The 18,255-nt window shown below is 70.3% G+C and carries 18 protein-coding genes; 12 read left to right on the top strand and 6 right to left on the bottom strand.

The window, feature by feature from the left end:
• Nucleotides 1-43 precede the first annotated feature (43 nt).
• From BOSE127_RS09455 to BOSE127_RS09425, 7 genes are all read left to right on the top strand, one after another.
• Nucleotides 44-517, top strand: a complete 474-nt coding sequence (locus tag BOSE127_RS09455; RefSeq protein ID WP_031260216.1) for a GNAT family N-acetyltransferase — start codon at nucleotides 44-46, stop codon at nucleotides 515-517.
• Nucleotides 517-1,596 (top strand): DUF2332 family protein, encoded by a 1,080-nt coding sequence (locus BOSE127_RS09450; protein ID WP_159557002.1) that lies wholly within the window; start codon nucleotides 517-519, stop codon nucleotides 1,594-1,596. The genes BOSE127_RS09455 and BOSE127_RS09450 overlap by 1 nt, the downstream gene beginning before the upstream one ends.
• Before the next feature lie 96 nt (nucleotides 1,597-1,692).
• The gene (locus BOSE127_RS09445; protein ID WP_231564081.1) at nucleotides 1,693-2,004 is read left to right on the top strand and encodes a DUF3263 domain-containing protein; all 312 of its coding nucleotides are present in this window, start codon (nucleotides 1,693-1,695) and stop codon (nucleotides 2,002-2,004) included.
• Nucleotides 2,001-2,612, top strand: coding sequence for a LytR C-terminal domain-containing protein (locus BOSE127_RS09440; protein ID WP_017888050.1), 612 nt, complete (start codon nucleotides 2,001-2,003; stop codon nucleotides 2,610-2,612). Before BOSE127_RS09445 ends, BOSE127_RS09440 begins: the two co-directional genes overlap by 4 nt.
• Nucleotides 2,613-2,792: 180 nt before the next feature.
• Nucleotides 2,793-2,996 (top strand): cold-shock protein, encoded by a 204-nt coding sequence (locus BOSE127_RS09435; RefSeq protein ID WP_017888049.1) that lies wholly within the window; start codon nucleotides 2,793-2,795, stop codon nucleotides 2,994-2,996.
• A 257-nt stretch (nucleotides 2,997-3,253) separates the two neighbouring features.
• Nucleotides 3,254-4,876 carry a chaperonin GroEL gene (groL, locus tag BOSE127_RS09430; RefSeq protein ID WP_017888048.1) on the top strand — a complete coding sequence of 541 codons (1,623 nt, stop codon included), beginning with the start codon at nucleotides 3,254-3,256 and terminating at the stop codon, nucleotides 4,874-4,876.
• Between the two features lie 315 nt (nucleotides 4,877-5,191).
• Nucleotides 5,192-6,088, top strand: coding sequence for a hypothetical protein (locus BOSE127_RS09425; RefSeq protein WP_159557000.1), 897 nt, complete (start codon nucleotides 5,192-5,194; stop codon nucleotides 6,086-6,088).
• A gap of 189 nt (nucleotides 6,089-6,277) precedes the next feature.
• Here the strand turns inward: BOSE127_RS09425 and BOSE127_RS09420 are convergent, their stop codons facing one another.
• The 5 genes from BOSE127_RS09420 to BOSE127_RS09400 form a co-directional block, all read right to left on the bottom strand.
• Complete coding sequence (locus tag BOSE127_RS09420; RefSeq protein ID WP_031260211.1) at nucleotides 6,278-7,975, bottom strand: sensor histidine kinase; 1,698 nt, start codon at nucleotides 7,973-7,975, stop codon at nucleotides 6,278-6,280.
• Nucleotides 7,976-8,054: 79 nt separating this feature from the next.
• Nucleotides 8,055-8,750 (bottom strand): response regulator transcription factor, encoded by a 696-nt coding sequence (locus tag BOSE127_RS09415; RefSeq protein ID WP_017888045.1) that lies wholly within the window; start codon nucleotides 8,748-8,750, stop codon nucleotides 8,055-8,057.
• A 51-nt stretch (nucleotides 8,751-8,801) separates the two neighbouring features.
• The gene (locus BOSE127_RS09410; protein WP_017888044.1) at nucleotides 8,802-10,499 is read right to left on the bottom strand and encodes a DNA repair helicase XPB; all 1,698 of its coding nucleotides are present in this window, start codon (nucleotides 10,497-10,499) and stop codon (nucleotides 8,802-8,804) included.
• 48 nt (nucleotides 10,500-10,547) lie between these two features.
• On the bottom strand, nucleotides 10,548-12,314 hold the full coding sequence (locus BOSE127_RS09405) for a helicase-associated domain-containing protein (RefSeq protein WP_159556998.1): 1,767 nt from the start codon (nucleotides 12,312-12,314) through the stop codon (nucleotides 10,548-10,550).
• A 28-nt stretch (nucleotides 12,315-12,342) separates the two neighbouring features.
• A complete protein-coding gene (locus tag BOSE127_RS09400; RefSeq protein ID WP_139179609.1) occupies nucleotides 12,343-12,642 on the bottom strand; it encodes a hypothetical protein in 300 nt (99 codons plus the stop codon).
• 55 nt (nucleotides 12,643-12,697) lie between these two features.
• On the opposite strand from BOSE127_RS09400, the gene BOSE127_RS09395 reads away from it, so the two are divergent.
• Complete coding sequence (locus BOSE127_RS09395; protein WP_017888041.1) at nucleotides 12,698-13,075, top strand: cold-shock protein; 378 nt, start codon at nucleotides 12,698-12,700, stop codon at nucleotides 13,073-13,075.
• 4 nt (nucleotides 13,076-13,079) lie between these two features.
• A complete protein-coding gene (locus tag BOSE127_RS09390; RefSeq protein WP_159556996.1) occupies nucleotides 13,080-13,856 on the top strand; it encodes a DUF3027 domain-containing protein in 777 nt (258 codons plus the stop codon).
• 87 nt (nucleotides 13,857-13,943) lie between these two features.
• On the opposite strand, the gene serC is transcribed toward BOSE127_RS09390, so the two are convergent.
• A complete protein-coding gene (gene serC / locus BOSE127_RS09385; protein ID WP_017888039.1) occupies nucleotides 13,944-15,059 on the bottom strand; it encodes a phosphoserine transaminase in 1,116 nt (371 codons plus the stop codon).
• A 184-nt stretch (nucleotides 15,060-15,243) separates the two neighbouring features.
• Here serC and BOSE127_RS09380 point away from each other — a divergent pair, with 184 nt between their 5' ends.
• The 3 genes from BOSE127_RS09380 to BOSE127_RS09370 all read left to right on the top strand — a co-directional run bounded on the left by BOSE127_RS09380 (nucleotide 15,244) and on the right by BOSE127_RS09370 (nucleotide 18,002).
• Entirely contained in the window at nucleotides 15,244-15,939 is a 696-nt protein-coding gene (locus tag BOSE127_RS09380; protein ID WP_159556994.1) for a metal-dependent transcriptional regulator, read from the top strand.
• Between the two features lie 242 nt (nucleotides 15,940-16,181).
• A complete protein-coding gene (locus BOSE127_RS09375; RefSeq protein WP_051067405.1) occupies nucleotides 16,182-17,153 on the top strand; it encodes a C40 family peptidase in 972 nt (323 codons plus the stop codon).
• Between the two features lie 354 nt (nucleotides 17,154-17,507).
• On the top strand, nucleotides 17,508-18,002 hold the full coding sequence (locus BOSE127_RS09370; protein WP_159556992.1) for an HNH endonuclease: 495 nt from the start codon (nucleotides 17,508-17,510) through the stop codon (nucleotides 18,000-18,002).
• Nucleotides 18,003-18,255 lie beyond the last annotated feature (253 nt).

Here is an 18,255-nt window from a genome sequence, read left to right as displayed (position 1 = left end):
GGCTCTTCCGGGCACTCCCGACCACTTCAGTAAACTCGCCACGATGTCCGAGCATTCCGTGCACCACGCCCGCTGGACCCGTCTGACGACGGACGCACTGTACGGCATCGTCGTGCTGCGCAACCGCGTGTTCGCGCTCGAGCAGCGGGTCACCGCCGAGGACTTCGACGGCCGTGACCGCGAGCCCGACACCGAGCACTGGTGGTTCGGCACGGACACCGCTGCGGTTGGGTACCTGCGGCTCATCCGCCCGGCGGTGGACGAGGTCCACCCGGACGGCGCCGAGTCGCCGGCGTGGGTCATCGGGCGGGTCGCGACTGACCCGGAGCACCGCGGGCAGGGGATCGCCGGCCGGCTCGTCGCCGCCGTCCTCGACGAACACGGACACGACCCGTTCGTCCTGCACGCCCAGGAGTACGTCGCGGCCCTGTACGAGCGGTACGGCTTCGTGCGGTTCGGGGAGCCGTACGTGGAGGCCGGCATCCGCCACGTCGGCATGCACCGGCCCGGGCGCTGATGGACACCCGGGCCCGGTACGCCGCCTACGCCGACCGCATCGAGGCGGTCTCACCGTCGTACGCCGCCTGGGCACGGTCGCTCGACGACGCCATCGTCGCGCTCCTCGCCGAGGTCCCCGAGCAGCAGCGGCAGCCGGAACTGTTCTTCGCGGTCGCGCGGCGGCTGGGCGCGGACCCGTCGGACCCGGGTGCGCTCGGCGCGCTCGGCCTGGAGGCCCGCCCCGCGCTGGTCACGGCCCTCGCGTCCGCCACGGTGCAGGCCAACGACCCGCGGCGGCTCGCCCCGGTCGTCCCGCTCTTCGCGGCGCTCGCCGAACGCTCCGTACGGCCGCTCGGCCTGGTCGATGCCGGGGCCGCCGCCGGGCTGTGCTCGATCCCGGACCGGGTGACGCTCGACCACCGGACGTCGGAGTCCGGAGTGCCGGCGGAACGCGCCCCGGTGCCGTCGTCGCGCCCCGACTCCTCGGGGCGCGACGACCACGGCGGGGCGCGCACCGAGCTCGTCCGGATGCACACGGCGGTCGACGAACCCGCGGTCCGTCTCGTCGCGGACGTCTCCGGGGTCCTTCCAGCTCCGGCGAGCAGGCCGATCCGGATCGGCGCACGGATCGCCCTCGACCCGAACCCGATCGACCTCGCCGCACCGGGCGCGTTCGACCGGTTGGTCGAGGCCGTCCCGCCCGAGGCGACGGACCGGATCGCCCTGATGCGCGAGGCGGCGCGCGCGACGCTCGCCGTGCCTCCCGTGCGGATCCGGGGCACGCTGCCGGGTGACCTCGACCGTGCACTGGACGCCCTGCCGGACGACGTCGAACCGGTCGTCCTGACCACCGGGACCCTGGTCTACGTGCCGGGCGCGGACCGGCAACGGTTCGTGGACCGGATCCGTCAGCGGGGGGTGCACTGGATCGCCCTCGAGCGCACCGGGATCCTGCGCGATGTGGCCGCGACGCTCCCCGATGACGTCGACGCCGCTGACCCGGACGCGTTCGCGACGGCCTCGATCGACGGGGTCGCGGTCGCCGTCTCCGACCCGTTCGGTACCCGCGTGCGCTGGTTCCGTGCGCCGAACCTGTGACCAGTGTTCGCGACAGTCCAGCCCCGTGCCAGGGTCCGGATCGACTCCACCCCTACGATGTGCGAGACCCGTTACCCGACCGTGATCGGAACCGCCGTGACCAGCCCCACCGACGAACGCAGCACTGAGCAGCTCAGTGAGCTCGCCCAGCGCGTGCTGTCGTTCGAGCAGGACCGGGCACGGCACGACCGCACGAAGGAAGCGGAGATCCGGGTCGAGTTCGAGATGTCGGCGGCGCGCTACTACCAGGTGCTGAACCGCGTGATCGACTCGCCCGCGGCACTCGCGTACGACCCGCAGCTCGTCAGCCGGCTGCAGCGGCTCCGGCACGCGCGCACCAGCGCCCGGGCCACGCGCAGCTTCGTCGCGCCAGGCGTGGCTCCCGAAGGACGTGAAGAGGAACGATGAGCACGAGATTCCCCCGAGACCGGTTCGACGACGTCGCCGACGGCCCGCGGGTCGGTGCGCACCGCGGTGCCCAGCGTCGCGGCCGTGGCTGGATCGCCTTCGCCTGGGCGGCACTCGCCACCGGGGTGCTCGTCGGCATCGGCGTGCTCGTGCTCGCCCTGCTGAACGGCAGCTACTCCTTCAACAGCTCGGACTCTCCGTCGGCGTCCACGTCGGCGTCCGCCACCGCGAAGCCCTCGGCGACGTCGAAGCCGTCCGCGTCCTCGTCGGCCGGATCGGGCTCCGCGGGGTCCGGCGCGGGCAGTGCCGCGGCCGCGACGCCGGCGCAGCAGGGCACCACCACCGTGGTGGTCCTGAACGGCACGACCACCACGGGCCTGGCAAGCCGGGCGAGTGCGGCGCTGACCGGTGCCGGCTGGCAGGTCGCCTCGACCGGTGACGCCGGCACGACGGGCTCGACGTCGACGATCGTCTACTACCAGCAGGCGTCGCAGGCGGCGGTCGCGCAGGGCATCGCGAAGCAGCTCGGGGTCACCGCGGTGCAGCAGTCGGCGGCGTTCCCGAACGCGGACGTGAGTGTCGTCCTCGGCGCGGACTACACCGGTTGATCCCGGCACCACCGCGTTTTTCGCGCATTGTGTGACGGGTGTGTTTCGGGCACGTTGAATTCTGACGGAATCGACGTGAAACAACGTCACACCTCTTGCCTGATCCGGCGCGTTCGGTCAGAGTCCCATGCAGACGACGATCACGTCGTTCCGCACTGCAGTACCAGGGAGCAAGAGATCATGGCCAACGGAACCGTGAAGTGGTTCAACGCTGAAAAGGGCTTCGGCTTCATCACCGTGGATGGAGGGGGCCAGGACGTGTTCGTGCACTACTCGGCCATCGACATGTCGGGTTACAAGGTCCTCGAGGAGGGCCAGGCCGTCGTGTTCGACGTCGGGACCGGGTCGAAGGGCCCGCAGGCAGAATCCGTCCGCCCCGCCTGAGCGGCACCACTTCCAGAACGCGCCGTCCCGTCAGGGGCGGCGCGTTCGTCGTGTGCGGGGGTGAGGACGGGTGCGGGGAGCGCGACCGCGGCGGTGGTGCGGGGTCCGCCGGACGTGGCGTGTCCTGGGAAGTCGTCACGAGCCTCCCGACTGTGTTGCACTCGCACCCGTCGAGTGCCAGAATCGGCGTTGGCACTCGCTCACGCTGAGTGCCAGCACGACCCCCAAGACGACGTCCGGGAGGGACGAAAAACCACATGGCTAAGATCATTGCTTTCGACGAGGAGGCCCGCCGTGGCCTCGAGCGCGGCCTGAACCAGCTGGCCGACGCCGTGAAGGTGACGCTCGGCCCGCGCGGCCGCAACGTCGTCCTCGAGAAGAAGTGGGGCGCCCCCACGATCACGAACGACGGTGTCTCCATCGCCAAGGAGATCGAACTCGACGACCCGTACGAGAAGATCGGTGCGGAGCTCGTCAAGGAGGTCGCCAAGAAGACCGACGACGTCGCCGGTGACGGAACGACCACCGCGACCGTCCTCGCCCAGGCCCTCGTCCGCGAAGGCCTGCGCAACGTCGCCGCCGGTGCCGACCCCGTGTCGCTCAAGCGCGGCATCGAGAAGGCCGTCGCCGCCGTCTCCGACCAGCTCCTCGCCAACGCGAAGGACATCGAGACCAAGGACCAGATCGCCGCGACCGCGTCGATCTCGGCCGCTGACCCGACGATCGGCGCGCTCATCGCCGAGGCCATCGACAAGGTCGGCAAGGAAGGCGTCGTCACCGTCGAGGAGTCGAACACCTTCGGCACCGAGCTCGAGCTCACCGAGGGCATGCGCTTCGACAAGGGCTACCTGTCGCAGTACTTCGTCACCGACCCCGAGCGTCAGGAAGCCGTCTTCGAGGACGCCTACATCCTGATCGTCAACTCGAAGATCTCGAACATCAAGGACCTCCTGCCGGTCGTCGACAAGGTGATCCAGGCGGGCAAGCAGCTCCTGATCATCGCCGAGGACGTCGACGGCGAGGCCCTGGCCACGCTCGTCGTGAACAAGATCCGCGGCATCTTCAAGTCCGTTGCCGTCAAGGCTCCGGGCTTCGGCGACCGCCGCAAGGCCATGCTGCAGGACATCGCGATCCTCACCGGTGGCCAGGTCATCTCGGAAGAGGTCGGCCTCAAGCTCGAGAACGCGACGCTCGACCTGCTCGGTCGTGCCCGCAAGGTCGTCATCACCAAGGACGAGACCACGATCGTCGAGGGTGCTGGCGACGCCGAGCAGATCGCCGGCCGTGTCCGCCAGATCCGTGCCGAGATCGAGGCGACCGACTCCGACTACGACCGCGAGAAGCTCCAGGAGCGCCTCGCGAAGCTCGCCGGTGGCGTCGCCGTCATCAAGGCGGGTGCCGCGACCGAGGTCGAGCTCAAGGAGCGCAAGCACCGCATCGAGGACGCCGTCCGCAACGCGAAGGCTGCCGTCGAAGAGGGCATCGTCGCCGGTGGTGGCGTCGCCCTCATCCAGGCCGGTGCCGTCGCACTCGAGGCCCTCGAGCTCGAGGGTGACGAGGCGACCGGTGCGAACATCGTCCGCGTGGCCATCGACGCGCCGCTCAAGCAGATCGCGCTGAACGCCGGTCTCGAGCCCGGCGTCGTCGCCGCCAAGGTCCGCGAGCTCGAGTCGGGTTGGGGCCTCAACGCCGCGACCGGCGAGTACGTCGACCTGATCGCCGCCGGCATCATCGACCCCGCCAAGGTCACGCGTTCGGCGCTGCAGAACGCTGCGTCGATCGCCGGTCTGTTCCTGACCACCGAGGTCGTCGTCGCCGAGAAGCCCGAGCGCACCCCCGCTGCTCCGGCTGGCGACCCGACGGGTGGCATGGACTTCTAAGTCCGCCTGACGGAAGGGCCCCGCACGCTGCGCGTGTGGGGCCCTTCTGTGTGTGGGGGGAGTGCGGGTGGGTCTGTTGGTCACGACACCCCGCTCAGGCTCGCGGCGCGGTCACGAACCGTCGGTTTGGCCGGTTCCCGTCGACACTTCGTGACCGTCCGGCGGCGCAGGAGCGGGGAGTCATGACCGGCTCGTGGATGCGGCTTGCTCGTGTCGCGCCTCGCCACTCCCGCACAGGAGGCCCGACTCACCTCGTTCTCCACAGGTTCCGAGCGCAGGTGGTCGGCTCGCGTGCCCTGCAGCGACCATGACGGCATGCCAGCTGCCCGTCGCCTCCCCGCTCCGTTCGACCGATCCACCTTCCGCGTGGCCGATGCCGTGGGTGGTGGCATTCATCCGGAACGACTCCGACGTGCCGACCTGGCAGCCCCGGTCCACGGTGTCCGCGCTCCGATCAACTCGGTGGACTTCATCGACGCCGTCGCCCTGGTCATGCGTCCCGACCAGTTCTTCAGTCACACGACCGCCGCTGCGATCTGGGGTGCGCCACTGCCGCAGTCGGTGCAATCGCTCCGGACCGTGCACGTCTCCACTGTGGGAGACGGGGTCCGGATGCGTCGGCCGGACGTGATCGCGCACCGCATCCGTCGGCCGACCGTCGTCGAACACCGCGAGCGCCGGGTCAGTTCGCCCGCGCAGATGTGGTTCGAGTGCGCCGGTGTCGTGGACCGTGACGGCCTGGTCGCGATCGGGGACCACCTCGTCGGAGTGTCGGGTCTCGCGACTGCGGACGACCTCCGTGCTGCGATCCGTCCCGGCACACGCTTCGCGCTCGCTGCTCGGCGCGCGCTGGAACTCGTCCGGGCCGGGGCGGAGTCGCCGCAGGAGACCTGGCTCCGTCTGGCAGTGGTCGAAGCGGGGTTCCCCGAGCCGGAGCTGAACGTCGACGTGCACGACGGTGCGGGACGCTTGCTCGGCCGCGTCGACATGGCGTGGCCGGAGTTCGGCATCGCGTTGGAGTACGACGGCGATCACCACCGCGAGCGTGACACCTTCCGACACGATCAACGACGGGACAACGGGTTCGTGGTGAACGACTGGCTCGTGATCCACGCGACGGCGTCGGACGCCCACCGGCCCGCACTGTTGTTCGAGCGGCTCCGGCAGGCGTTCGAGGTCCGTGCGGTCGGAAACCGTCGGCGCTCGGCGTGAGAGCAGCATGTGCCACGCGGATGAGTACTTCGTCGGGCGGTCACGACATGTCGTCGGCTGTGCGCCGGTCGGTCACGAACTGTCGGTCAGCGAGTGCGCAGACGACAGATCGTGACCACTCGGCGGCCGTGAACGGGGTGTTGTGACCAGCCGGGACGCCGCGGGACGCACGGCCGGCGGCGGCCCGGGTCAGGCGGCGAAGTCGCGGGGGAGCAGGGGGAGCCAGACGCGGAAGGTCGCGCCGCCGCCCTCGGTGTCGAAGACCTCGACCGAGCCGTGGTGCGCCGCGACGATCCCGGACACGATGGCGAGCCCGAGACCCGAGCCACCGGTGTCGCGTGCGCGCGAGGTGTCGGCACGCCAGAAGCGCTGGAAGATCTTCTCGCGCAGCTGCGGCGGGATGCCCTCACCGTGGTCGATCACGTCGAGGTGCGCCATGCCGCGCTCGTCGTCCACGCCGATGCCGATCTCGATCGGGTCGTCGTGCGCCGTGAACCGCATGGCGTTGCCCATCAGGTTCGTGACGATCTGGCGGATCTTGTTCTCCTCTGCCAGGACGATCGGCGGGCGCTTCGGCAGCACGACCGTGGGCAGCGGCGTGGTCTCGTCGGTCGGTGTGGCGCCGGCGTCGATGTTCATCGCGCGCGTGCGGCGGGCTCGGAGGCGCGCGATGGTCTGGCGCGAGAACGCGATCGGGCCCGTGGTGTTCGCCGAGGTCGGCGACACGGGCGGTGCCTCGCCGGTGTCCGGAGAGACGACGGACGACGGGGACGACGACGGACGGACGGCCTGCGGCACGCTCTCGCCGGTCAGGGAGTCCTCGACGAGGACCTGGATCTCGCGGTCGGGGTTGGAGGCCATGGTGTCGAGCGCCGAGTCGCGGGCGATGGCGACGAGGTCGACGGGGCCGAGCTCGAGCGGCTTGGACTCGTCGATGCGGGCGAGCTGCAGCAGGTCCTGCACGAGCAGGCCCATCCGCTGCGCTTCCTTCTCGATGCGCTCCATCGCCTGGGCGACGTCTTCTTCCTTGCGGAGGGCACCCATCCGGTACAGCTCGGCGTACCCGCGCAGGGACACCAGCGGGGTGCGGAGCTCGTGGGAGGCGTCCCCGACGAACCGGCGCATCTGGTCGATGGTGCGCTCACGGTCCTCGAACGCGGAGTCGATCCGCTCGAGCATCACGTTGAGGGAGCGGTTGAGCCGGCCGACCTCGGTGTTCGGGGTGTCGGCTTCGAGGCGCTGGTTGAAGTCACCGGCGGCGAACCGGGCCGCGGTGTCCTCGACGTCGCGCAGCGGGTCGAAGGTCGCGGTGACGAGCAGCCGGGTGAGCATGGCGCCGAGCAGGATGACCGAGGCGCCGAACCCGAGGAAGATCGCGGTGAACTTGCCGATCGTCTCGTCGGTGCCGGCACTGGAGACCGCGATGAGCACGTAGCCGGTCTCGGTGGTGCCGTCGGACTGGTTCTGCAGCGACGCCGGGATGATCTGGGCACGCCACTCGTGGTCGTGCTGGCTGTCGTAGAGCGAGATGCGCTGGTTCGACTGCGCGGCCTGCACCAGGGTGGCCTCGCGGACGTCGGGCCGACTCGACGCCTTCGTCTGGCAGATCCGGTCGCCGTCGGCGTCGTACGCGGCGACGTAGGCGCTCTGCGACACCACGACGGACAGCTTGCAGTACTGCTCGCCGTCACTGATGTTCTGGCCCTCGAGCTGCTCGGTCGTCTGCTTGACCGTGTTGTCGAGCTGCTGCATGAGGTAGGTGGACAGCACCGTCATCGTGCCGAGTCCGGCGACGAGCAGTCCGAGCGCGACGAGGAGCACCGTGATCCCGGTGATCTTGGTGCGCAGGGAGATCCCGTCCCACCAGTGGTTCATTCGCGTGTGCATGCTGCCTCAACGATAGACAGCGGCCGCCCGGTGAAACCGGACGGCCGCCGTGAAGTCGAGCCCCGAGGGGCCCTGGCCCCTAGGAAGCCTTGGACGCCTTCAGCATGTAGCCGAAGCCGCGCTTGGTCTGGATGATCGGCTCGGCGGAGTACTGGTCGAGCTTGCGGCGCAGGTACGAGATGTAGCTCTCGACGATGCCCGCGTCGCCGTTGAAGTCGTACTCCCACACGTGGTCGAGGATCTGCGCCTTCGACAGCACGCGGTTCGGGTTGAGCATGAGGTAGCGGAGCAGCTTGAACTCGGTGGGGGAGAGCTCGATCTGCGCGTCACCGATCGTGACCTCGTGCGTGTCCTGGTCCATCGTGAGCTCACCGGCGCGGATGATCGCGTCTTCCTCGTCGTTCATGGTGCGACGGAGGATGGCCTTGATGCGGGCGACGATCTCGTCGAGCGAGAACGGCTTGGTGACGTAGTCGTCGCCGCCGACGGTGAGGCCGGTGATCTTGTCCTCCGTGTCGTCCTTCGCCGTGAGGAACAGGATCGGCGAGGTGTAGCCCGAGGAACGGAGGCGCTTGGTGACGCCGAAGCCGTTCATGTCGGGCAGCATCACGTCGAGGATGATGAGGTCCGGCTCTTCTTCCAGCACGGCGGAGATCGCCTGTGCGCCGTTGCCCACCGCACGCACGGCGAAGCCGGCGAAGCGCAACGAGGTCGTCAGGAGGTCGCGGATGTTCGGCTCGTCGTCGACGATCAGGATCTTGGGGCCATCGCTCATGGTCTTATCCTCTGACTGTTCCCTCGGGGTTTCCTGAGAGCGCTTCGTACGTCAGCCCACGGGCGTCTGGACCTGGTCGGCGTCGAGGATCGTGTAGGAGTACCCCTGCTCCGCCAGGAACCGCTGCCGGTTCTGCGCGAAGTCCTGGTCGACGGTGTCCCGGGCCACGAGCGTGTAGAACGACGCGGGCAGGCCGTCCTTGTTCGGGCGGAGGAGTCGGCCGAGCCGCTGCGCCTCTTCCTGCCGGGACCCGAACGAGCCGGACACCTGGATCGCGACGGTCGCGTCGGGCAGGTCGATCGAGAAGTTCGCGACCTTGGACACGACGAGCACGTCGACCTCGCCGGACCGGAACGCGTCGTACAGCCGCTCCCGTTCGTCGACCGGGGTCGCTCCGGTGATCTCCGCCGCGTCGAGCGACGCGGCCAGTTCGTCGAGCTGGTCGATGTACTGCCCGATCACCAGGATCTGCTCACCGCGGTGCTTCTCGATGAGTTCCCGCACCACCGGGGTCTTCGCCGGCGACGTCGCGGCGAGCCGGTAGCGCTCGTCGTCGCTCGACGCCGCGTACTCCAGGCGGTCCTGGTGCGGCAGGTCGATGCGGACCTCGTAGCAGGAGGCCGGCGAGATGTAGCCCTGCGCCTCGATCTCCTTCCACGGGGCGTCGTAGCGCTTCGGCCCGATGAGCGAGAAGACGTCGCCCTCGCGGCCGTCCTCGCGCACGAGCGTGGCGGTGAGGCCGAGGCGTCGGCGGGCCTGCAGGTCGGCGGTCAGCTTGAACACCGGAGCGGGGAGCAGGTGCACCTCGTCGTAGACGATGAGACCCCAGTCGAGGGCATCGAGGAGCGACAGGTGCGTGTACTCGCCCTTCCGACGGGCGGTGAGGATCTGGTACGTCGCGATCGTGACCGGCCGGATCTCCTTGACGCTGCCCGAGTACTCGCCGATGTCCTCCGGCGTCAGGGTCGTGCGCTTCAGGAGCTCGGTGCGCCACTGCCGCGCCGAGACGGTGTTGGTGACCAGGATGAGCGTCGTCGCCTTGACGGTCGCCATCGCACCGGCGCCGACGAGCGTCTTGCCCGCACCGCAGGGCAGCACGACGACGCCGGAGCCCTGGGCGAAGAACGTGTCGACCGCCTGCTCCTGGTACGGCCGCATGTGCCACTCGGCGGTGTCCAGGTCGATCGGGTGCGGCTGGCCCGGGGTGTAGCCGGCCAGGTCCTCGGCCGGCCAGCCGAGCTTCACGAGTTCCTGCTTGATCTGCCCACGCGCCCACGGCTGCAGTTCGACCTCCGTCGAGGACCGCATGTCACCGAGCAGCGGCTTGATCCGCTTCGACCGGATGACCTCGGCGAGCACCGACGGGTCCTCGGCGGTGAGCAGCAGGAGCGGCAGCCGCTCGAGTTCCTCGGCGGGGGAGTTCGCGATCACGGGCGCGTCGGGGCGTTCCTCGCGACGGATCACGAGTCGTCCGTAGCGCGAGACCGTGTCGCGGATGTCGACCGTGACGCTCTGCGGCACGGGGAACTTCGCGAAGCGTTCCAGGGTGTCGATCATCGCCTCGGCGTCGTGGCCCGCGGCGCGCGCGTTCCAGAGTCCGAGTCGGGTGATCCGGTAGGTGTGCACGTGCTCGGGAGCGCGTTCGAGCTCGGCGAAGGCCGCGAGCTCGTGGCGTGCGTCCTCGGCGTCGGGGTGCGCGACCTCGAGGAGCACGGTGCGGTCGCTCTGCACGATCAGCGGTCCGTTCATGACCTGCCAGCCTAGCCGTCAGCGCCTGCGTACTGGTGACCGCACGGCTCAGGCGTCGCTCTCGACCGACACGACGAGCGACAGCGGCAGCGTGCGCTCGACGTCGACGGCGGTGTCCCGCCCGCGGACGCGTCCGGCGGCGACCGACGTCGGCACGATCGAGAACGGTCGCTCCGAGCCGTCCGGCATCCGGACGGTCACGCGGATCGGCGTGCGCCCGCGGACGGCCAGGTCGATCTGCCGACCGAGCCACTCCTGCTCCGGCTCCGCGTCGCCGCGCCGGGTCGTCAGGCGGAGCCGTTCGACGAGTGCGTGCGCCGACTGCTCCGGCGAGCGTCCGGTGGGGCTGCGCCGGCCGGGAGGCCCGTGGTGCGCCTCGGGACGGGCTGCGGTCGTCAGGACGGCCGGGTAGCGCTGGTCCTCGAGTGCGTTGTGCACGACGTGCGGCGGGTAGCGCGTGGTCAGCGTCGTCAGGTCGGGCCGGTCCCAGGCGAGCTGCCGGAGTTCGGCGTCCACCCCGATCAGGTCGAGCTGGTCGGGGGTGCCTCGGACCTCGGTGCCGACACCGCCGGGTCCCCGGTCGACGACGATGCTGCCGTCGCGTCCGGCGACCTGGTCGATCAGGTAGGCCAGGGGCTGCGGGATGCCGGTGGCCGACAGCCGCCCGAGCAGCGCCAGCAGGTCGTCGCGGGAGTGTCCGGCCCGGAACGCCGTGCGCAGGGTGTCCTCGGAGATGCGGTACCGCGCCGCGAGCCCCGGTGCCTCGAGCACGGCGACCGTGCGCAGGGCGTCGTCGTCCACCGGTGCGAGGGGCCCCGGCGCGATGACGGTGAGGTCGTGCTGCAGGTAGACCCGTTCGACGGTGCCCGGCAGGTCGTCGGCGGCCTGCTCGGCGTCGCCGTCGAACAGCGCCCGGCCCGTGCTCGTGACGAGACCGTCGACGGCCAGGCCGAGCGACGCCGCGGTGCCGGCGACGTCGAGCAGCAGGGCGTCGAGCCAGCGGGATCCGGCCGGGTAGGCCCAGCGTCCGAGCGGTACGAGGTCGCGCAGGTCGCCGTCGGCCAGCGCGAGCACTTCGTGCACGGCCGGCGGGAGGGTGTCCGACCATGCGGCCACCAGCGACACCCAGCGCTCCGGCCAGCTGGCGAGCAACCAGGCGTGCCCGGCGTCGGTGACGATCCACCGTCCGGTGTCGGGGTCGGCGAACCCGATGCCGTCGAGCAGCGCCAGGCGACCGGCGACGAGTTCGGCGTCGGTGCCGATGCGCTCCGCGAGGGTCCGGGCGAGCGGCATGCCGATTCCGCCCTTGACGAGTTCGCGGACCGCGCCGGCGTCGACCGCCCGCAGCAGCTCCGCGAGCACGGTCATCGTCGCGAACGCCTGTTCCGCGCCCGTGGTGCGCGCACGCTCGAGCGCCGCGGCGTCGAGGACGGGAGCAGCGGGGCGGACCTGCTGCGGGCCTCCAGGCTGTTCGTCGAGTGAGGTGAGGTCGGGGTGGGCGGCCACGCGTGCGGCGACCGCGTCGTCGACGGCGCCGTCCTGGTCGGCCAGGCCGAGCTCGACCGCGGGGCCGAGCGCGTCGACGGCACCGCCGTCGCGGAGCGCCAGGATCGTGGCGCGCGGCAGGTGCTCGACGGCGGCGTCCACCGCGTCGTCGCCGCGGAGCGCCTCGGCGAGGTCGAAGAAGTCGGTGATGCGCTGCGGGCCGGTCTCGGCGAGTGCAGCGGTGGGGAGTCGCCTCGCCGCGACGAGGCGCTGGAGCGCGTCGTCCGGCATCGCCCGGAGTCGGGCGGCGAGGTCGGCGGTGGTCGTCATCGTCCGGTGCCAGCGTCCGGGGCGGACGTCAGCGAGCCGTCCGGTTCGCTCGTGCGCGACGTGTCCAGGTGATGGCGAGGAGCGTGAAGACCAGCACCATGCCGATCGGGAAGCCGATGAGCGGGATCGCCATGATCACCGGCCACGGCATCGACGCCTGCGCACTCGAGGCCGTCAGCCACATGACGATGATGGCCGCCATGCAGAGGAAGGCAGCGATGAAGATGCCACCGATCATGAACGCCAGAGCGCGTTCGGTACGATTGAACGTCAGCGGGGGTTCTGCGGAATCCTGCGGGTTCCCGGTTGATCGGGTCGGATTGGCCATCGACCCAGGATATCCGACGCACCACGGCCGTACCACGACCTCGAGGAGTCCACGCATGCCCACCGGCAAGGTCAAGTTCTACGACGACGACAAGGGCTTCGGCTTCATCACCGGAGACGACGGCGACCAGGTGTTCCTGCACGCGTCCTCGCTGCCCGACGGCGTCGTGACCGTCAAGGCCGGCACGCGGCTCGAGTACGGCGTCGTCCAGGGCAAGAAGGGGTCGCAGGCGTTGTCCGTGCGGCTGCTCGAACCCCAGCCGTCGCTGTCGCGGATGACCCGTCGCTCCGCGGACGACATGGCCGTGATCGTCGAGGACCTGGTGAAGGAACTCGACCGGATCAGCGGAGACCTCCGCCACGGCCGCTACCCGAAGAACGGCGATCGCATCGCCGCCATCCTGCGGCACGTCGCAGACCAGTTGGAGGCGTGACCCCATGACCGAGTCCGAGACAGCATGGGCCGAGACGGCTCCCGACGCAGCGTCGACTGACGCCGTGTCCATCGACGCAGCGTCCATCGACTACACCGACCTGGCGCGCGAGGCGTTGCTCGAGGTCACCCCCGAGTCGACCGTCGGCGCACCCGTCGGCACCGTTGACGAAGGGGACGGCGTCGTGTCCGTCCTGTTCGCCAACCGCCTGCCCGGGTACCCCGGGTGGCGCTGGACCGTCAGTGTCGCGAAGATCGGCGACGACGAACCCACCGTGCTCGAGGTCGAGCTGATGCCCGGGGACGGCGCGCTCGTCGCACCCGAGTGGGTTCCGTGGTCCGAGCGGCTGGCCGAGTACCGGGCCGCGCAGGAGCACGAGGCAGAGGACGGCGAGTCGGACGAGGACGACGAGTCGGACGATGACGATGACGACGACGAGTTCGACGACGACGAAGACGAGTCGGACGACGACGAAGACGACGACTACGACGACTCGGACGACGAGGACGACGACGAGTCGGATGATGACGACGACGACGAGTTCGATGCCGACGAGGATGACCTCGACGAGTCGGACGACGACGACATCGAGGGCGTGGACGTCGATGCGCTCGCCGATGTGAGCGACACCGACGCCTCCGACGGTGCCGACGAGGATGAGGCTCCGCAGTCGCCGCGCCGCCGCCGTGCCCGCCGCGTGCAGCCGGTCGAGCCCGACGCCGACCTCGAGGTGGACCAGCTCGACGCGGGCGAGGCCGACCCGGACTTCCACCGCGCCTGACGCACCCGCACCGACGAACGAACGGGCCCGGCACCACCGATCTGGTGGTGCCGGGCCCGTTCGGCGTTCCGGCGGGTGTCCCCGGCGTCAGCGCAGGGCGTCGACCGTGAAGTCGATCGCACGCACGAGCTTCGCGACGTCGTCCGGGTCGATCGCGGTGAACGTCGCGACGCGCAGCTGGTTGCGGCCGAGCTTCCGGTACGGCTCGGTGTCGACGATGCCGTTGGCGCGCAGGGTCGCGGCCACGGACTTGGCGTCGATCGAGTCGTCGAGGTCGATCGTGGCGACGACCTGCGACCGCGCAGCGGCGTCGGTGACGAACGGGGTGGCGTACTCGCTCGCCTCGGCCCAGTCGTAGATCGTCGACGACGAGGTCTTCGTGCGGAGGTCCGCCCACGCCAGACCGCCGGACTCGTTCATCCACCGGACCTGCTCGTCGAGGAGCAGCAGCGTGGAGATCGCCGGGGTGTTCAGGGTCTGGTTCAGGCGCGAGTTGTCGACCGCGTTCTTCAGCGACAGGAACTCGGGGATGTACCGGTCCGATGCGGCGATGCGCTCGATCCGCTCGATCGCCGCGGGGGAGAGCAGTGCGAGCCAGAGCCCGCCGTCAGAGGCGAAGTTCTTCTGCGGCGCGAAGTAGTAGACGTCGGTGGCGCTGACGTCGAACAGGGCACCACCTGCGGCGCTGGTCGCGTCCACGACGGTCAGGGCGCCGACGTCACCGGTCGCTCGGACGACCGGGGCCATGACGCCCGTCGAGGTCTCGTTGTGCGGGTAGGCGTAGACGTCGACGCCGTCCACCGGCTCGAGTGCGGCGAGGGAGCCGCCCGGCGCTTCGACGACGTGCGGAGCCTGGAGCCACGGGGCTGCGGCGGCCTTGGCGAACTTCGACCCGAACTCGCCGAAGGACAGGTTCTCGGCCCGACGCTCGATGAGGCCGAAGGCGGCGGCGTCCCAGAACGCTGTCGAGCCGCCGTTGCCGAGGACGACCTCGTAGCCCTCGGGGATCTGGAACAGGTCGGCGAGGCCGGAGCGGACGCTGCCGACCAGGTCCTTCACGGGCTTCTGGCGGTGCGAGGTGCCGAGGACCGTGGCGCCGCGCGTCACGAGTGCCTCGAGCTGTGCACCGCGGATCTTCGACGGACCGCAGCCGAAGCGACCGTCGGTGGGGAGGAGTTCGGCCGGGATGACGATGTCTGCCATGCACCGATCCTACCGACGCCGATCCGCATGCCCCCGCCCGTGTACCGGCCGGACGGGGTGGGTCCGGCGCACCCGCTCACCGCGTCCGATGACCCTTTCTCACGTGTGCCCGGGCGCCGGTCGGTGTTCGTCGGTGCGAACAAGTAGTGTGGTCGGCGCTGGGCCCAGACATGAGAGGCGGACCGTGACCGATCTCGTCGACACCACGGAGATGTACCTTCGCACCATCCTCGACTTGGAGGAAGAGGCGATCGTGCCGCTGCGCGCGCGCATCTCCGAGCGCCTCGGCCACTCGGGTCCGACCGTCTCCCAGACCATCGCCCGCATGGAGCGCGACGGCCTGGTCGTCGTCTCCGGTGACCGGCACCTGGAGCTCACCGACGAAGGCCGTTCCCGCGCCACCCACGTGATGCGCAAGCACCGTCTTGCCGAGCGCCTGCTGGCTGACGTCATCGGACTCGACTGGGCGTTCGTGCACGACGAGGCCTGCCGGTGGGAACACGTCATGAGCGAGCAGGTCGAGGTCCGTCTGCTCGAGATGCTCGGCAACCCGACCGAGTCGCCGTACGGCAACCCGATCCCCGGGCTGGCCGAGATCGGTGGCCCCGCTGCCGCGGGCTTCCTCGACGGCGTCCACAACATCGTCGCCGCGACCGAGGGCACCGACGCCGTGGCGACCGGGGTCATCCGGCGCCTCGGTGAGCCCGTGCAGTTCGAGCCGGAGCTCCTCCACCAGCTCCGCACAGCGGGCGTCATGCCCGGCCGGGTCGGCAGTGTGCAGCGTGCGGGGGCCTACGTGGCGGTCCGTGTCGAGGGCGAAGACTCGGGCATCGAGCTCCCCATCGAGGTCGCGCAGCACGTCTACATCGAGCGCGACTGACCCCTCCGGGGTCGTCCCTGAGAGTCTTTACCGATTCGTTACCTCGGGGCGTTTTGTCTCGACACGGTAACGACGCCTCCGTACACTCGTCCGAGTCGCCGTGCTGCCCCTGAGCCGGAGACCCGTGGCAGGACGTCTCGAACCCGTCTCCTGCCTCGATCGGAAACGATGACGAACGGATGGGGTTGCACACCGCCGGACACCCACGGCGGTGTGATGACGAGACGTTGGAGACACACCTCTTGACGCAGACCGGTACCGCCGCGGACGACCAGACGCCCGCGAACCCGACGAACACCGAGAACGCCACCACCGCCCCGCTCACCCGGCGGGCCGTGCGCGAGACCGAGGGCCGAGCCGTCCGCAAGGTCGTGCCGGTGCGCTCCGCTCCGCTGCCCGGCGGTCGTCGTGCCGCGCAGGCCGCCGCCGCCGCGAGCACCGCGAAGGCCAGCTCGGTGTCGCGGAAGCGCAAGTTCCTCGCGCCCGTCGTCCTCACCGTCGCCGCCGGCATGTTCGGGACGGTCGCGGTCGCTCCGGCCTTCGCCGCGACGTCCGCCAGCAACTCGACCGTCGCCGCGGACGCCCAGCGTCAGGTCCGCGCCACGCAGAGCCAGGAGCTGTCGGTGTCCGACGCCGTGGCGCTGGCGGACACGAGCCGTGACGGCTACGGCGCCACCTCCACCGCGACGCTCAACGCCGAGAAGGCGGCCGCGCAGGCAGCCGCCGACCAGGCTGCTGCAGCGAAGCAGGCCGCAGCTCAGGCGAAGGAGACGCAGGCCGCCCGCGCCGCGACCGCGAAGCAGTACGCCTCGTACACCGGGCCGTCCGCGGCGGAGTACGCAGCCAGCTCGTCGGCGGCGAACACCCCGTTCTCGCTGCCGGCCGTGGTCAACACCGCCAAGCAGTACATCGGCACCCCGTACGTCGTCGGCGGCGCTGACCCCTCGGGCTTCGACTGCTCCGGCTTCATCATGTTCGTCTACGCCCAGTACGGCATCAACCTGGCGCACTCGGTGCCGCTGCAGGACCAGGCCGGCACCACGATCCCCGAGTCCGAGGCGCAGCCCGGCGACGTCGTCATCTTCAACAACGAGGCGCACGACGGCTTCTACATGGGCAACGGCATGATCATGGACGCCCCGAAGCCCGGTGGCGCGGTGTCCATCCGCCCGATCTGGACGAGCGACTACCACATCGTCCGCTTCGGCATCTAGCGAACACTGCCCCCGGGGGAGTGTGAACTTCTCCAGAACCGGCCCGCACACCCTCGTGCCGGGCCGGTTTCTGGGTTAACCTGACGCTGCACCGGTCCGCACCGGCGCGAACAGGAGACCCTCATGTCGACGTTCCGCACGACCCGCACCATGGGTCGGCGCGCGCGTGTCGACATATGGTCGAGCACAGCCTGCGTGCACGAGCACGCCCCTGCATGACGAGAGCACTGCCCATCCGGGTGGTGCTCTTCGTGGTTCCAGGGGTGTGAACAGGCCGTGTTCACCCGTTCCGCGTCGTCGGTCCGACGCACCCGCAGCGCCTGGAAGCCGTCCAGGCACGTCGGAAGGGAACCCATGCGCACTCTCGTCCTCAACGCCGGTTACGAGCCCCTCGCGGTGATCTCGTTCCGACGAGCCATCGTGCTGGTCATGAACCAGAAGGCCGCCGTCGTCGCGGCCGACGTCGAACACCCGGTCACCGGGTCGACGTCCAGCTACGAACGTCCGACGGTCATCATCCTCACCCGCTACGTCCGCATCCCGCACTCCCGGCTCGTGCCCGTGTCCCGTCGCGGCGTCCTGCGTCGCGACGGCAACCACTGTGCCTACTGCGGCCGGCACGCCACCACCATCGACCACGTGCACCCGCGGTCGCGCGGTGGGCAGGATTCGTGGGAGAACCTGGTCGCCTGCTGCCTGACCTGCAACAACACCAAGGGCGACCGCACCCCGCAGGAGATGGGGTGGCGCCTCCGGTTCCCGCCGAAGGTGCCGCACGGGTCCTCGTGGGTCGTGCGTGGCATCGAGCGCCCGCAGGCGGAGTGGGACGAGTACCTCGTGGCCGCGTAGCGGCCGTCGGTAGGAGGCACCACGAGACGGACGGGAGGCCCGTGGCGACGCCGCCACGGGCCTCCCGTCCGCCCTGACGGGCGTGCAGGGCACGCGGCTCCGCAGCCGGCGGGACCGCCGCGCCACGCCGGGCGGCACCGAGACCACCTGACCCGGCCGGGCTGTCCGGACAGGTGTCGATCGATTTCACCTGCCGTCCACGCCGTGTGCACCGGGACGGAACCCCGCCCCACCGGTTGCCTGCGACAGTTGC

The organism is Curtobacterium sp. 8I-2, from assembly GCF_902506155.1.
Taxonomy (GTDB): domain Bacteria; phylum Actinomycetota; class Actinomycetes; order Actinomycetales; family Microbacteriaceae; genus Curtobacterium; species Curtobacterium poinsettiae.
The sequence above is the reverse complement of the archived record's forward strand: the minus strand, read 5'-3'. Positions and strand labels throughout refer to the sequence as shown.